Genomic DNA, 15466 nt, shown 5'->3' on the forward strand with positions numbered 1-15466 from the left:
ACCGGCCTGCTGCGTGTGCTCCGTCGAGGAGTCCGTGCTGGGGGAAGCTGAGGAATGTGAAGCTGCCATACCTGCTTTTGACCGGTAAGTCCTTGCGGACGGGTTGAGAGGCAGGTTCGTGCGCACGTGAGCAAATGCTCGCGACCTCGTCACGCCCTGTCCCTTGTACGAGGAGCCGTGAGGAACATTCTTGCTCCCCATCGCAAGGCATGTCAATGCTTGTTCCCGATTTTGCCGCAGTGCGATAGTTTTTTAATTATCGTTTTCCCTGTGTAGAAGAACGCGCTTTTGGAACCTGCGTGATTCGAGACGCACGCGAACGAAAAAAGCTCCCAAATTGCATGGGCTTATGTGCATTTATCCGTTCGCGGGCGGACAGTTTTGGCGGCAGATTTACGCCAGCGTCGGGAATTCCGGCAGCGCAGCAAAAACGCCTGCGCTTCTCCGAACAAACCCTCATACGTGTGTTCGTGGGCAAGGGGCATGCGAGCCGTGGCAATGCTCAGACAAGCATGCCCGCATGCAGGACGTCTCGCCATGTGGACGTCGTGATGCGGGCACACGTGCCTTGGATTCCGCAGAAAATGGCCGCGCGCGATGCGCGTTGCAAGCTAGTCCGCGATCGACTGCGCCTGATCGTCCAGCCAGATCAACGCGGCCATGCGGCCGGTCTCGCGATCGCGGCGATAGGAATAGAAACGCTCACGTTGCGTGACCGTGCAGAGATCGCCACCGACAATGCGCGTCACGCCGAGCCGTTGCAGACGCAAACGCGCCAGCGCCGGGAGATCGGCGAGATATTTGCCTGGATTGTGCGGATGCTCGACGAAGGCGTTCGCAGTCGCATCGCGTTGTGCGGCGCCGACGCCGTTCATGAAGGCGTCACGCACGTCTGCACCGACTTCAAAGGCATCAGGACCGATCGACGGACCGAGATAAGCGTGCAGTGCGCCCGCCTCCACGCCGGCAAGTTCGGCGACGCGCTGCGCCGTCTGTTCGACGATGCCCGCCGCCAGCCCGCGCCACCCCGCGTGCGCCGCGCCGACCGCGCGGCCGGCTTCGTCGCAGAACAGCACCGGCATGCAATCGGCCACCATCACGACGCACACGGTGCCGGGACGATCCGTGACGCTGGCATCGGCGCGCGTCGGCGTGCCGTTCGCATGTGCCTGTGCGAGCACGTCTTCTGCTCGCACGATGCCGGCGCCGTGAATCTGCTCGAGCCACGCGGCCTCGCTCACGCCGGCCAACTTCAGCAGACGCGCGCGGTTAGCCGCGACCGCGGCCAGATCGTCGCCGGATTTCATGCCCAGATTCAGGCCGCCAGGCAAGTCCACGCCGTTCTGCCAGCGGCCGAACGGCGCTTCGCTCACGCCGCCGTCACGCGTGGTGACGAGCGCACGCACGCGCGGCGAGACATTCCATGCGGGTTGCACGACATCGGCAAAGCTCAGCTCGGGCACATTCATGTGTGATCGTCCTCGTCGTGTTCATCGGCTTCGTCGTCGGCTTCGTCGTGTTCGACTGCGCCGTCTTCATCGGCGTCCTCGTCGAGCGACGCATCGTAGTCGTCTTCCTCGTAGTACGTCTCGTCGAACTCGCCCGCGTCGTCGCGGCCGAGGCCGAGCGCCGCCGACAGCGCTTCCATGTCGGCCGGCACATCGGCGCGCCATTGCATCGTGCGGCCGGTCTGCGGATGAATCAGACCGAGGCGCCATGCATGCAAAGCCTGGCGCGCGAACCCGTCAGGCAGCGGCGTGACGGAACGCTTGCCACGGGCGCGCCCGTACACCGGGTCGCCGAGCAGCGGATGACCGATGTGCGCGCAATGGACGCGAATCTGATGGGTGCGCCCGGTTTCCAGATCGCAATGAATCGCGGTGACCGGCTGACGCTGCCAGATCGCCGAATCGACACGCCGGAAATGCGTGCGCGCCGGCTTGCCCGAGGCGCTCGTCACCACCGCCATGCGCGTGCGTTCGCGCGGATCGCGGCCGATCGGGGCGTCGATCGTGCCTTCTTCGGGCATGTTGCCCCACACCAGCGCGAGATAGCGGCGCTTCACCGTGCGCGCCTGCAACTGCCGCACGAGGTCGGTCTGCGCCTCGAGTGTGCGCGCCACCACCATCAGGCCGGAGGTTTCCTTGTCGAGCCGGTGCACGATGCCCGCGCGCGGCAGGCCCGCCGCCGCGTCGCCATAGCGATACAGCAAACCGTTGAGCACGGTGCCGCTCCAGTTGCCGGCCGCCGGATGCACCACCATGCCGGCCGGCTTGTTGATGACCACCAGGGTGTCGTCTTCATAGACGATTTCGAGCGGCACCGGCTCCGGCGTGAACGCGAGCTGCTCCGGCAGCAGATCGGGCACGAGCTCGATGGTCGCGCCGAGCGGCACCGGCTGGCGGATTTTCGCGGGCTTGCCGTCGATCCGCACGCGCTCAGCCTCGATCCAGCTCTGCAGACGGTTGCGCGAGAACTCGGGAAAAACCCGCGCGAGCACCTTGTCGAGACGTTCGCCGGCCATCTCGTCGGGCACCACGACGCTGCGCGGCGTCTCGTCCGCCACGCGGCTCGCCACGGTCGGCACGTGGCTGGGCAGAACGGCGGCGCCGAGCGCGTCGCTGCCGAGATCGTCGTCGAGGGAATCAACGCCCAACGCGTCGGAGGGGTCAGCGCTTACGCTATAATCTTTGTTGCTATTCCCGGCGCCGGTTGCGGCGCCTGGAGTATTTGAGCGGGTCATTGAGTCTGGGTCACCTGGACGTAAAGCTAGACTGGAAAATGCGAGCCTTGAACACCATCACTAAAGCGGCGATCAATTTGGCGGCCATCAAGAAGGCGGCCCGGAAAGTGGCCGGATACATTGCGTGCGCCGCAGCCGTCGCCGTTGTCGCGGCTTGCCACGGCCTGCCGGAAAAGACCGACGAGACGGCAACGTGGAACAACAACAAATTATATACGGAGGCGAACGACGCCCTGAGCGGTGGTGACTTCGGCAAGTGCGCCAAGTACTTCGAAATGCTCGAAGGTCGCGATCCGTTCGGCCACTTCGCCCAGCAGGCGCAGATCAACGTTGCGTACTGCAACTGGAAAGACAACGAAAACGCCGCCGCCGACCAGGCTATCGACCGCTTCATCCAGCTGCACCCGGATCATCCGGACATCGCTTATGCGTACTACCTGAAGGGCATGATCCACTTCAACGACGACCTCGGTCTGTTCGGCCGCTTCTCCGGCCAGGACATGAGCGAGCGCGATCCGAAGTCGCTGCGCGAGTCGTACGACGCCTTCAAGGTCGTGGTGGACAAGTATCCGAACAGCAAGTATGCGCCGGACGCCGCGCAGCGCATGCGCTATATCGTCAACGCGCTGGCGTCGCACGAAGTCCACGCGGCGGATTACTACTACCGCCGTGGCGCCTATGTCGCGGCGATCAACCGCGCGCAACTGGCGCTCACGCAATACAAGAACGCACCGGCTATCGAAGACGCACTGCACATCATGATGCTGTCGTATGAGAAGCTGAACCAGCCGCAACTGGCCGACGACACGAAGCGCGTGCTGGCCGGCACCTTCCCCGACAGCCCGTACATCACGGGGCATGCAAGGCCGGGTAAGGAAAAGTCGTGGTGGCAGTTCTAAGCCACGCGACTCCCTGAAATTCAGCCGGAAATAGAAAACGCCACGACTTCCGTCGTGGCGTTTTTGTTTGCGCCTTACTTTGCCGCGGCGCGACTCAATCCCGCTCGAACAACGCAATCGACTCCACATGCGACGTGTGCGGGAACATGTTGACCACGCCCGCACCCACCAGCCGGTAGCCCGCCTCGTGCACGAGCAGGCCGGCATCGCGGGCGAGCGTCGCTGGCGCGCACGACACGTAGACGATGCGCTTCGGCAGTGGCCCATTGCCGCTCTGCGCAATCTCCACCAGCGCCTTGGCGACGGCTAGCGCGCCTTCGCGCGGCGGGTCGATGAGGAACTTGTCGAAGTGGCCGAGCGCGCGCAGGTCGTCGGCGGTGATGTCGAACAGGTTGCGGCACGCAAACGATGTATGCCCTGCCACGCCGTTCAGCTCGGCGTTCTCCAGCGCCCGCGAGGTCAGCACCTCGCTGCCTTCAATGCCCACCACTTCCTTCGAGATCCGCGCAAGCGGCAGCGTGAAGTTACCGATCCCGCAGAACAGATCGAGCACGCGATCCGTGCGAGCCGGCGCCAGCAACCGCAACGCGCGGCTCACCAGCACGCGGTTGATGGCGTGATTCACCTGGGTGAAGTCGGTCGGCTTGAACGGCATGCGGATGCCGTATTCCGGCAGCGTGTAGTCGAGTTCCACGTCGAGCGGATAGAACGGCGTGACCGTGTCCGGGCCGCCCGGCTGCAGCCAGAACTGCACCTTGTGCTCGTCGGCGAAATCGCGCAGCACCTGCTCGTCCGCGGCCGTGATGGGCTCGAGATTGCGCACCACCAGCGCCGTGACCGACGAGCCGACCGCCAGTTCGAGCTGCGGCATACGATCGTAGATCGACAGCTTGCGAACCATAAAACGCAGCGGCATCAGCATGGCCGACACATGCGGCGGCAGCACTTCGCAGGTCTTCATGTCGGCGATGTAGCTGCTCTTCTTCTCGTGGAAGCCGATCCGCATACCGCCCTTTTCCGGCAGAAAACGCACTGCCAGACGCGCACGGTAGCGATAACCCCAGGACGGCCCGTGAATCGGCCGGAACACCGTTTCCGGGCGCAGCTTCGCCAGATGCTGCAGGTTGTCTTCGAGCACGCGCTGCTTGACCGCCACCTGAGCGCGGATGTCGAGATGCTGCATCGAACAGCCGCCGCAGATATCGAAGTAAGTGCATTTCGGCTTGGTGCGCATCACGCTTTCGCGGAACACCTGAACCACTTCGGCCTGCTCGAATTTGGGCTTGCTGCGATGCGTCGAATAGCTGACGCGCTCGCCGGGCAACGCGCCTTCGACAAAGATCACCTTGCCGGGCGTACCGTCGTCGGTCTCGGTGCGGCCAACGCCGCGCGCTTCCATATCGAGCGAAACGATTTCGATGACCGGCTCGTTGCCGGTGACGACGTGTGCCGGCGCGGGCGGGGGCGTCTTGTAGCGCTTCGGCGCGCGGCGATGGGGGGCAGTTCGGGACACCTGCGACTTCCTGACAAACTTGGGGAAAGGCGAGATTGTAGACGAAGCGCCGCGCCTCGCCATCATTCGGCACGGCGGCAACGGCCGCTGCACGCGCTGGCCAGTCAGACGGCGTCGCCCCCTCCCCGTACAACCTTACTGATCGAATGCCGCCAGATACTCGGCCCATTGCGGCGCCGTTTCCAGCGCCAGTGCGTTCTTGACCAGGTTGATCTCATCAGCATACTCCGCGGGCGAAAACGCGCCGCGGATCAGTTGGAAGCGGCAATAGAGCAAGTACGTGTTGACGACGTCGGTCTCGCAGTAATTGCGGATTTCCTCGATGCGCCCTTGCTGGTACGCGTGCCACACCTGGCTGCCGTCCATGCCCATTTTGCCGGGGAAGCCGCACATCTTGGCGAGCGCGTCGAGCGGCGCGTTGGCGCGCGCCTGGTACATGGCGAGCACGTCCATCAGATCCGTATGACGCGCGTGATAGCGGCTGATGTAGTTGTTCCACTTGAACTCGCGGTCGTCCTCGCCGAGATCCCAGAACTTGTAGGCGGGAATACCGTTGACGAGCGCCCGATAGTTCAACACCGGCAGATCGAAGCCGCCGCCGTTCCACGACACGAGTTGCGGCGTGTACTTCTCGATTACGCGATAGAACGACTGCACCAGCGCCGCTTCGCCGTCTTCCAGCGTGCCGAGCGAGCGTACGCGGAAACCGTTGTTGTCGCGGAACACGCAGGAAATCGCCGCGATCCGTTGCAGATGGTGCGGCAGGAAATCGTTACCGGTTTTTTCGCGGCGCGCGGCGAACGCATGCTCGGCGACTTCGGCGTCGCTCAAGGTGGCAGGCAAATCTTCGAGGCGGCGAATGCCGGCGACATCGGGAATCGTCTCGATGTCGAATACAAGAATCGGTGTCATCAGGTTATAGAACGGCGTCCTTCCGAACACCGTTGGAGGCGAAGAAGCGCTTCAACCGCACGAGCGCTTCCTGTTGGATCTGACGCACACGCTCGCGCGTGAGGCCCATTTCGTCGGCCAGCTCTTCGAGCGTGGCGGGTTCGATGTGATTCAGGCCGAAGCGGCGCTCGATCACATGACGATGCTTGTCCGACAGGCGAGCGAGCCACGCGCGTGTAAGCGTTTCCAGTTCGCGGTGCTGCACTTCGGCATCCGGCGACTGGCTCTGGTCGTCTGACAGCAGATCGAGCAGGCTGCTCGCCGGATCGAGATCGAGCGGCGCGTCGAGCGATGCGGTGTGCTCGTTCAGCGCGAGGATGTCGGTAACTTCGTCGGTGGTCTTGCCGGTCAGATAGGCGATGTCGTCGATGCTGGCGTCGCGGCGCTCGGCGGCCTCGCCGGAATTCATCGAATTTTTTTCCAGATGGCGCTTGGCGCGCAGCACCTGGTTGAGCTCACGAATCACGTGCACCGGCAAACGGACGGTGCGCGCCTGGTTCATGATGGCGCGCTCGATACTCTGGCGGATCCACCACGTGGCGTAAGTAGAAAACCGGAAGCCGCGCGTCGGATCGAATTTTTCGATGGCGTGCATCAGGCCGAGATTGCCTTCCTCGATCAGATCGAGCAGCGGAACGCCGCGATTCAGATAACCCTTGGCGATACTGACGACGAGCCGCAGATTGCGCTCGATCATGACCTGCCGCGCTTCGAACTCGCCCGCCTTGGCAAGACGCGAATACTTCTGCTCTTCCTCGACGGTCAGGAGCGGCTTGACGCTGATACGGTTCAGGTAGTGCTGAATCGTGTCGGCCGTCAGCTCGGCTTGCAGCAGCGCGCGGAAATCGTCCGCATCCGGCGCGGCTTCGGCCGCGCCTTCACGGGTCTCGCCGGCTTCATCCACGCCGCCCTGGCGTTCGTCGAGATCGCGCTCCTCGGCGATCTCTTCTTCCACTTCCGAAGCGCCGCTTTCTTCGACCGAAGCGGACATAGCGTGGCTGATCGTCTCAGACTCGGCTTGCGGTGGGCGGCGCTTCGATTTCGGCATGGTCGTATCGTATCGCTTATTGCGGCGGCAAATACTTCAGTGGGTCGACAGGTTTACCCTGCCGGCGAACTTCGAAATGCAACATCACACGGTCGGAATCGCTATTGCCCATCTCGGCGATCTTCTGCCCCTTCGTTACCGCGTCTCCCTCTTTTACCATCAAAGCGCGGTTATGTGCATACGCCGTGAGATAAGTTGCATCATGCTTGATGATAATGAGATTGCCGTAACCACGCAGCCCATTTCCTGCATAAACGACGCGACCGTCCGCCGACGCCTTCACCGGATCGCCCGCAGCGCCGCCGATATTCACGCCCTTGTTGGTCGAATCGTTGAACGTGCCGAGCAGCGGTCCGCGCACCGGCCATGCGAAGGCGACGTTGCCGGACGCGCCGGCGTTCGAGTCGCTGGCCGCACCCGGGCTGGCCGGCGGCGTCAGCGACGCGTTGTTCGTGGCGGAACCGTAGAGCGGCGGCGCCGCGACGCCGGCTGCGCCAGCAGTCCCACCCGACGGCGGCGTGCTGCCGAGCGGTGCGCTTTGCACCGCACCACCACTGCCGATCGGCGCAGTCGACACGCCCGGCGTCAGCGCCGCGGTGTTCGCTCCCGGCGGCACGACGCGCAGCAACTGATCGACTTCGATCTGATTCGGGTTGGTCAGATTGTTCCACGCCGAAATGTCGCGGTAGTTCTGGCCGTTCTCCAACGCGATCCGGTACAGCGTGTCGCCCGGCTTCACGCGATAGTAGCCCGGCGGCGGCGGTCCGAGCGGCACGGCCGGCTGCGCGCCTTGCGTGGTGAGCACGCCGCCGCCGGAGCGGTCGACGACCGGCGCCTGATCGAGCCGGGATGCACAGGCCGTCATCAACAGGGACAAGGCGAGCACGCACACGCTACGCTGGGTTACGGTCATGGGGACATTCAGTCTGGTTCTTTGCATCGCGCGCAACATACTCATCGGTGTCAAATCACTCCGGATTTTAAGGGTACAAAGAAAACGCGATCAAGCCGCGACTCGCGCCACTGCGCGGGTCCGAGGCGCTCGACCAGAGTCAGCACCTGGTTCTGGCCGTCCTGCGAACCGACCGGCGCGACCAGACGGCCGCCGATCGCGAGTTGTTCAAGTAATGCTTGCGGTACGTCGAGCCCCGCCGCGGCGATCACGATCGCGTCGAACGGCGCCGCCGACGGCAATCCCAACCGCCCATCGCCATAGTGCAAGCGGATGTTCGGAATGCGCAGCGGACGTAAGTTCGTCTTCGCGCGTTCGGACAACGGCTTGATGCGCTCGATCGAGTAAACCTCGCGCGCGACCTGGCTCAGCACGGCCGCCTGATAGCCGCAGCCGGTGCCGATTTCGAGCACGTTGTTCAGCGCGCGGCCGGCGGCGGCCAGTTCGATCATCCGCGCGACTACCGACGGCTTGGAGATCGTCTGGTGATGGCCGATCGGCAAGGCCGCATCTTCGTAGGCCTGGACCGCGAGACCCGGGTCGACGAACATGTGGCGCGGCACCACCGACATCGCGTTCAACACGCGCTGATCGGTCACGCCGTTCGCACGCAGGCGTTCGACCATCCGTTCGCGAACCCGTTCCGACGTCAGTGCCATCGCGCCGTTCAAAGCGACATTCGGCGCGGCGCTGCGCTCGTTGGATCGGGCAGCGGGCCTGGCCGGCGTAGGTGCCGACGATGACACGGCACGCGCGGTCGAACTCTGCACGACAGGTTTAGGTGGCGCCTTGACCGGTGCTTTGGCGGAAGGCGCGGCCAGCGGCTTCGGCGGCGTCACCGCCGAGGGCTTGGCTTGCGGCTTTATCTGCACCGCGGTCTGCGCCCTCGCCTGCTTGGATTGGGCCTTACCCGTGGAACCGAGCGGCGCGTTCTTCGCGGGTTGCTGACGCGCGTTCAGTGCCGCGCTCGCGGCCAGCGCCGCCGCGCGGATTTCGCCTGGGCGTCCTTCGGGCCTGCGTGGTTCGCGCACCAGGTCCTCGAGGCCGAGCGGAAAGCGCTTGGCGCGCTCGCTGGTCATGAAGCGCCGCTGCCTGCGCGTGCCCAGTCGCGCGCCGCGGGCAGCATTTGCGTGTGGGTCAGGTCGAGTTGCAGCGGCGTGATCGACACATGGCCGTTGGCGATGGCGTGAAAGTCGGTGCCTTCGCTCGCGTCGCGCGCGCTGCCCGCCGGACCGATCCAGTAGATCGGTTCGCCGCGCGGGTTGGTCTGGCGGATCACCGGCTGCGACGGATGCCGTTTGCCGAGACGCGTGATCTGCCAGTCGCCGAGTTGCTCGTACGGCAGATTGGGAATGTTGACGTTCAGAAGCGGATGCCCGGGTAACGGCTGCTCGAGATAGTGCGCGACGATTTCAGCGGCGACACGCACGGCGTCGTCGAGATGCACCCAGTCCTTGTCGACCAGCGAGAAGGCGATGGCCGGCACACCGAACATGATGCCCTCGGTGGCGGCCGCGACGGTGCCCGAATAGAGCGTGTCTTCGCCCATGTTCTGACCGTTGTTGATGCCCGAGACCACGAGGTCCGGCGTATGGTCGAGCATGCCCGTCAGCGCGATGTGCACCGAGTCGGTGGGCGTGCCGTTCACGTAGTAGAAACCATTGGCCGAGCGCAGTACCGAGAGCGGCCGCGACAGCGTCAGGGAATTCGACGCGCCGCTGCAATTCTGTTCGGGTGCCATCACGGTGACGTCAGCGATCGGCTTGAGCGCTTCGTAAAGCGCGGCAAGGCCGGGCGCCAGATAACCGTCGTCGTTACTGAGTAGGATTCGCATGCGGCGATTGTAACCGAGGAAAGAAGACGCGCGAACGACACGGCAGGCCGTGCGCACGATGTATGCAACACGCACGCGTCGGGATCGTGAAAGGCTGGCGCGAGTCCGCGGCCGGACATGCATCGAGCATTTGTCGATCACGTGCAAAGCAATAAAAACGCACGGTCGTGCTGATTGTTTTACACTCAGAATACTTGCGAACCCCTGATCGATATGGAGACACGATGCGCGCGATTCGCTGTAAACAATATGGGCCGCCGGAGAGCCTGGTCGTCGAAAACCTGCCGGACCTCGAGCCGCCGCCAGGCCACGTCGTGATCGACGTCAAAGCCGCGGCCGTCAACTTTCCCGACGTGCTGATCATCGAGAACAAATACCAGTTCAAACCGCCTCTGCCCTTTACGCCCGGCTCGGAAGTCGCGGGCGTGGTGCGCGCGGTCGGCGCCGACGTCACGCAATTCAAGCCCGGCTCGCGCGTGGTCGCCTTCACCGGCCACGGTGGTTTCGCGGAGCAGGCGCTCGCGCCCGCCGCGGCCTGCGTGCCGTTGGCGGACGATGTCGACTTCGAACTGGCGGCAGCGTTCACGCTGGCGTACGGCACGTCGCATCACGCCGTGGTCGATCGCGGCGCCTTGCAAGCGGGCGAGACGATGCTCGTGCTCGGTGCGGCCGGGGGCGTCGGACTAGCGGCCGTCGAAATCGGCAAAGCGCTCGGCGCGCGCGTGATCGCGGCGGCGTCGAGCGACGAGAAACTCGCGACCTGCGTCAAACACGGCGCGGACGCCACCATCAACTACAGCACCGAAGACCTGCGCGAGCGCATCAAGGCGCTCACCGACGGCAAAGGCCCGGATGTGATCTACGATCCCGTCGGCGGCGTGTATGCGGAGCCGGCGTTTCGCAGCATCGGCTGGCGCGGGCGTTATCTGGTGGTGGGCTTCGCCAACGGCGAGATTCCGAAGCTGCCGCTCAACCTGACGCTGCTCAAAGGCGCGAGTCTGGTCGGCGTGTTTTGGGGCGACTTTGCGAAGCGCGAACCGCAGCACAATCACTCGGCGTTTCAACAGATGACGCGGTGGATCGGTGAAGGCAAGCTCAAGCCGTACGTGTCGGCGCGCTATTCGCTCGAGGACACTGGGCGCGCGTTGCGGGACATGGCCGAGCGTCGTGTGATCGGGAAGGTGGTGGTGACGCCTTAGTCCTGGCGCGACCGATTCGTTCTGCTCGGCGCCAAAAGAAACGACGCGCGGTTGTCCAACCGGCGCGTCGTTTTTATTGAGCTTCGCGTTTTACAACCCCGAGCCGCGCCGACCTACAGCTTTTCCGTATCGCCCGTCTTCGGTTGCCACTTCATCAAGCGCCGCTCGCCGATGCCGACGATCGCATCCAGAATCAGCGCGAACGCGGTTAGCACCAGAATCCCCGCAAACACGGTATTGATATCGAAGGTGCCCTCGGCCTGCAAAATCAGATAGCCGACGCCACGCGCCGAGCCGAGATACTCCCCCACCACCGAGCCGACAAACGCTAGCCCCACCGACGTATGCAAGCTGGAAAACACCCAGCTCATCGCGCTCGGCAAATAGACGAAGCGCAGCAAATGTTTGCCGTTCGCGCCGAGCATGCGCGCGTTGGCGAGCACGACCGGACTGACTTCCTTCACGCCCTGATAGACGTTGAAGAACACGATAAAGAACACCAGCGTGACGCCAAGCGCCACCTTCGACCAGATGCCTAGCCCGAACCACACGCCGAAGATCGGCGCGAGAATCACGCGCGGCATCGAGTTAGCGGCTTTGATGTACGGATCGAACAGCGCGCTCGCAAGCGGCGAGAGCGCGAGCCACAAGCCGACGCCGAGCCCGAGCGCCGTGCCGAGCGTGAACGCGAGCACGGTTTCGACCAGCGTGATCCATAGGTGCAGATAGATCTCGCCGCCCGTGAACCATTCCCAGATCCGCTGCAGCACTTTCTGCGGCTCGCCGAAAAAGAATGCGGCTTTGTTGGGGTCGTCGAAATAGAACGCCGGCAGCAACGTCGGGCTGGTCAGCACGTACCAGAGCACGAAGCACAGCACGAGCAGCAGCCATTGCCAGATCACCAGATTCGCCCGGTTCGGGCGCAACGTCTTCCACATGACTCGGTTTGCCTTGGACGATTGAGTGGCCAATACGTGACGCAAAAACGTGACGCGTTTAAACGGCAGTGAGTTGCTGCTGATAACCTTTAAGCACCTCGTCGCGCAACACGCTCCAGATCTGCGCATGCAACTCGACGAAACGCGGATGCGAACGGATTTCAGCAACGTCGCGCGGACGCGGCAAATCGATCGTGAACTCGCCGATCGGATGCGTGCCCGGCCCGGCCGAGAGCACCACCACGCGGTCCGACATGGCGATCGCTTCGTCGAGATCGTGCGTGATGAACAACACCGCTTTGCGTTTGGCGGCCCACAAGTCGAGCAACTCGTTTTCCATCAACTGACGCGTCTGGATATCGAGCGCCGAAAACGGCTCGTCCATCAGAATGATGTCCGGATCGAGAATCAGCGTCTGCGCCATCGCGACGCGCTTGCGCATGCCGCCCGACAGTTGATGCGGATAACGATCGCCGAAGCCGCCGAGCCCGACGCGCTTTAACCACTCGTCGGCTTTGACGCGGGCTTCGACGGGCGGCACGCCGTGGAACGCGAGACCAGCCATGACGTTGTCGATGGCCGAGCGCCACGGCATCAACGCGTCGGCCTGGAACATATAGCCGGCGCGCCGGTTGATGCCCTTGAGCGGCTCGCCGAACACGCTGACCGTGCCCGACGACGGCCCCAGCAGACCCGCGCCGACATTGAGCAGCGTGGATTTACCGCAGCCGGTCGGGCCGACCACCGAGACGAACTCGCCCGGCGCGATGCGCAAGGTAGTGTCCTTCACCGCCGTATAGCGCTGAGCGCGGTTGTCGCGCGCAGCGAACGTGCAGGTGATGTTGTCGAGCGCCAGTGCGGCAACGGTCATCGTTCAGCTCGCTTCGAAAGATCGGATTGGGTTGGTGATCGCGTCATGGCATGCGGGGCCGCGGCCGGGCGAAAACGCCGCGCGTCACGGCCTCCCTGTCCACGCGTTCAACTTAAGCCTTGACGGTAGTCAGCGCTTTCTTGACGAAGTCGTTGGTCCACGTCTTCGACAGATCGATCGGCTTGCCCTGCACGTTCGGGTCGAATGCCTGCAAGGTCTTCAGCGACGTCGCGGGGCCGTCCGCCGGCATCAGGCCATCGGGCGACATCGCTTCCTTCACGTGCTGCCATGCGTCCAGATACACCGCGCGGTCGCCGAGCAGGTAGCCTTCCGGCACCGTGTTGATCAGTTCGCTGCCGGTCGCCGTTTGCAGCCACTTGAGCGCGCGCACCATCGCGTTGGTCAGCGCCTGAGTGGTATTCGGATTCTTCGTGATAAAGCTTTGCGATGCGTACAGGCAGCCCGCCGGCATATCGCCACCGAAGACGCTGCGCGTGTCGGCAAGCGTACGCGTGTCCGACACCACGCGAATCTCGCCGGTGCGCTCGAGCTTGGTCATGACCGGGTCGAGATTGGCGATCGCGTCGATCTGCCCCGACTGCAACGCGGCGATCGCGCCGGCGCCCGCGCCCACGCCGATAAACGCGACGTCTTTCGCGCTCAGCCCGGCTTTTGCCAGCACGAAGCTCGCCATGATCGAGGTCGACGAACCCGGCGCGGTCACGCCGATTTTCTTGCCCTTCAGATCGGCGATCGACTTGTAGTTCGGCATGGTCTTCTTCGAGACCGCGAGCACGATCTGCGGCGCGCGTCCCTGCAGGACGAATTCGCGGAACATCTGCTTTTGCGCCTGCAGCAGCAAGGTATGCTCGAACGCGCCGGACACCACATCCGCGCTGCCGCCGACCGCCGCCTTCAACGCTTGCGAGCCGCCGGCGAAGTCGGAAATTTCGACCTCTAGCCCTTCGTCCTTGAAGTAGTTGCGACGCTCGGCGATGGTGAGCGGCAAGTAGTAGAACAGGTTCTTGCCGCCGACGGCGATCGCCACCTTGCTGGTTTCAGGTTTGCCCTGCGCGAAGGCGAGTGGCGTGGCGGCGAGCGTAGCGCCCGCGAGTGCGGCGGTGCCGGCGAGAAAACTTCTCCGTTGCATGGTCTCGAGTCTCCAAACTTTTGTTGTCCGGTTTTATCTTTTAGCACGGCGCTCGTGGGCGCCGCGTGTGCTGCTCAAACGATCTGTTGCGCGTGCAACCTTGCAATGTGGTCTGCATCATAACCTAGCGATTGCAGGACTTCATCGGTATGTTCACCCAGTTCCGGGCCCAGCCAGCGCGTCTCGCCCGGCGTGGCCGAGAGCTTCGGCGTAACCGACGGCAGCGTGATTTCCTGACCGTCCTGCCACTTGAAACGCTGGATCATCTGACGCGCCATGAACTGCGGATCGGTGAACATGTCCGCCACGCTGTAGATGCGGCCCACCGGCACGTCGGCGGCATTCAGCACCGCGAGGGCTTCGTCGATGGTGCGCGTGGCGAGCCACGCGGCGATCGCGCCGTCGATTTCCTGGGTGCGCGGCACGCGGCCGTCGTTGTGCGCGAGCGCCGGATCGTCCGCGAGATCCTCGCGTTCGATGGCGATCATCAGGCGCTTGAAGATCGGATCGCTATTGCCGCCGATCACGATGCTGCCGTCGCGGCACGGATACGTATTGGACGGCACGATCCCCGGCAGCGACGCGCCGGTGCGCTCGCGCACCATCCCGTACACGCCGTACTCGGGCACCACGCTTTCCATCATGTTGAAGACGGCCTCGTACAGCGCGACGTCGACGACCTGCCCCTTGCCGCCGTTCACCTGCTTGTGATGCAGCGCCATCAGCGCGCCGATCACGCCGTGCAGCGCGGCGATCGAATCACCGATCGAAATGCCGATGCGCGGCGGCGGCAAATCCGGATAGCCGGTGATATGACGCAGGCCGCCCATCGATTCGGCAATCGCGCCAAAACCGGGCCGGTCGCGATACGGGCCGGTCTGGCCGTAGCCGGACAGGCGCACCATCACGAGGCCGGGGTTTTCCGCAGAGAGCACGTCATAGCCGAGCCCGAGTTTTTCCAGCAAACCCGGCCGAAAATTTTCGACGACGATATCCGCTTCTTTCGCGAGGCGCCGCACAATCTCCTTGCCCTCTTCGGCCTTCAGATTGATCGTGACGGATTTCTTGTTGCGTGCCTGCACGGCCCACCAGAGCGACGTGCCGCCGACTTCCGGATAGAGCTTGCGCCACTTGCGCAGCGGGTCGCCGCCATTGGGATCTTCGATCTTGATGACGTCGGCGCCGAACTCGCCGAGAAAGCGCGCGGCGAACGGGCCAGCGATCAGCGTGCCGAGCTCCAGCACCTTGACGCCGGCGAGCGGGCCGGTTTTATCCTGAGGCGCGGCGCTCGCGCCTGATTCAGAGGTAGCGCTCATGTGTCTCCTTTGTCGGCAGGAGTTGGCGCTTTAGCGCCTACTCCTGCCCCAT

Annotated in this window: 14 protein-coding genes; 2 read left to right on the forward strand and 12 right to left on the reverse strand. The window is 63.9% G+C overall.

The window, feature by feature from the left end:
• Positions 1 to 611: 611 nt before the first annotated feature.
• Both pgeF and P0D80_RS27550 read right to left on the reverse strand, forming a co-directional pair.
• Positions 612 to 1469 carry a peptidoglycan editing factor PgeF gene (gene pgeF, locus P0D80_RS27545; RefSeq protein ID WP_408288086.1) on the reverse strand — a complete coding sequence of 286 codons (858 nt, stop codon included), beginning with the start codon at positions 1467 to 1469 and terminating at the stop codon, positions 612 to 614.
• Positions 1466 to 2743, reverse strand: a complete 1278-nt coding sequence (locus tag P0D80_RS27550; RefSeq protein WP_408288089.1) for an RluA family pseudouridine synthase — start codon at positions 2741 to 2743, stop codon at positions 1466 to 1468. Before P0D80_RS27550 ends, pgeF begins: the two co-directional genes overlap by 4 nt.
• A 38-nt stretch (positions 2744 to 2781) precedes the next feature.
• Here P0D80_RS27550 and P0D80_RS27555 point away from each other — a divergent pair, with 38 nt between their 5' ends.
• A complete protein-coding gene (locus P0D80_RS27555) occupies positions 2782 to 3642 on the forward strand; it encodes an outer membrane protein assembly factor BamD (RefSeq protein ID WP_132374763.1) in 861 nt (286 codons plus the stop codon).
• Between the two features lie 94 nt (positions 3643 to 3736).
• On the opposite strand, the gene rlmD is transcribed toward P0D80_RS27555, so the two are convergent.
• From rlmD to surE, 6 genes are all read right to left on the reverse strand, one after another.
• On the reverse strand, positions 3737 to 5155 hold the full coding sequence (gene rlmD, locus P0D80_RS27560; protein WP_408288092.1) for a 23S rRNA (uracil(1939)-C(5))-methyltransferase RlmD: 1419 nt from the start codon (positions 5153 to 5155) through the stop codon (positions 3737 to 3739).
• Between the two features lie 135 nt (positions 5156 to 5290).
• A complete protein-coding gene (locus P0D80_RS27565) occupies positions 5291 to 6067 on the reverse strand; it encodes a 3'-5' exonuclease (protein ID WP_132374765.1) in 777 nt (258 codons plus the stop codon).
• Positions 6068 to 6071: 4 nt separating this feature from the next.
• Positions 6072 to 7154, reverse strand: a complete 1083-nt coding sequence (rpoS, locus tag P0D80_RS27570; protein WP_132374766.1) for an RNA polymerase sigma factor RpoS — start codon at positions 7152 to 7154, stop codon at positions 6072 to 6074.
• 16 nt (positions 7155 to 7170) lie between these two features.
• Positions 7171 to 8112, reverse strand: a complete 942-nt coding sequence (locus P0D80_RS27575; RefSeq protein ID WP_408175563.1) for a peptidoglycan DD-metalloendopeptidase family protein — start codon at positions 8110 to 8112, stop codon at positions 7171 to 7173.
• Positions 8113 to 8117: 5 nt separating this feature from the next.
• Positions 8118 to 9185: a protein-L-isoaspartate(D-aspartate) O-methyltransferase gene (locus P0D80_RS27580; protein ID WP_408288096.1), complete on the reverse strand. Its 1068-nt coding sequence runs from the start codon at positions 9183 to 9185 to the stop codon at positions 8118 to 8120.
• Positions 9182 to 9940, reverse strand: coding sequence for a 5'/3'-nucleotidase SurE (gene surE, locus P0D80_RS27585; RefSeq protein WP_132374769.1), 759 nt, complete (start codon positions 9938 to 9940; stop codon positions 9182 to 9184). Before surE ends, P0D80_RS27580 begins: the two co-directional genes overlap by 4 nt.
• 224 nt (positions 9941 to 10164) lie before the next feature.
• On the opposite strand from surE, the gene P0D80_RS27590 reads away from it, so the two are divergent.
• Positions 10165 to 11139, forward strand: coding sequence for an NADPH:quinone oxidoreductase family protein (locus P0D80_RS27590; protein ID WP_408288100.1), 975 nt, complete (start codon positions 10165 to 10167; stop codon positions 11137 to 11139).
• A gap of 113 nt (positions 11140 to 11252) precedes the next feature.
• Here P0D80_RS27590 and P0D80_RS27595 read toward each other — a convergent pair whose 3' ends face one another.
• From P0D80_RS27595 to P0D80_RS27610, 4 genes are all read right to left on the reverse strand, one after another.
• Positions 11253 to 12077: an ABC transporter permease gene (locus tag P0D80_RS27595; RefSeq protein ID WP_132374771.1), complete on the reverse strand. Its 825-nt coding sequence runs from the start codon at positions 12075 to 12077 to the stop codon at positions 11253 to 11255.
• Between the two features lie 58 nt (positions 12078 to 12135).
• Complete coding sequence (locus P0D80_RS27600; RefSeq protein ID WP_132374772.1) at positions 12136 to 12948, reverse strand: ABC transporter ATP-binding protein; 813 nt, start codon at positions 12946 to 12948, stop codon at positions 12136 to 12138.
• Positions 12949 to 13060: 112 nt separating this feature from the next.
• A complete protein-coding gene (locus tag P0D80_RS27605; protein ID WP_134456206.1) occupies positions 13061 to 14098 on the reverse strand; it encodes an ABC transporter substrate-binding protein in 1038 nt (345 codons plus the stop codon).
• 74 nt (positions 14099 to 14172) lie between these two features.
• Complete coding sequence (locus P0D80_RS27610) at positions 14173 to 15414, reverse strand: CaiB/BaiF CoA transferase family protein (protein ID WP_408288103.1); 1242 nt, start codon at positions 15412 to 15414, stop codon at positions 14173 to 14175.
• Positions 15415 to 15466: the final 52 nt, after the last annotated feature.

It is taken from the genome of Paraburkholderia sp. RL17-373-BIF-A, from assembly GCF_046030175.1.
In the GTDB taxonomy this organism is placed as follows: Bacteria; Pseudomonadota; Gammaproteobacteria; order Burkholderiales; family Burkholderiaceae; genus Paraburkholderia.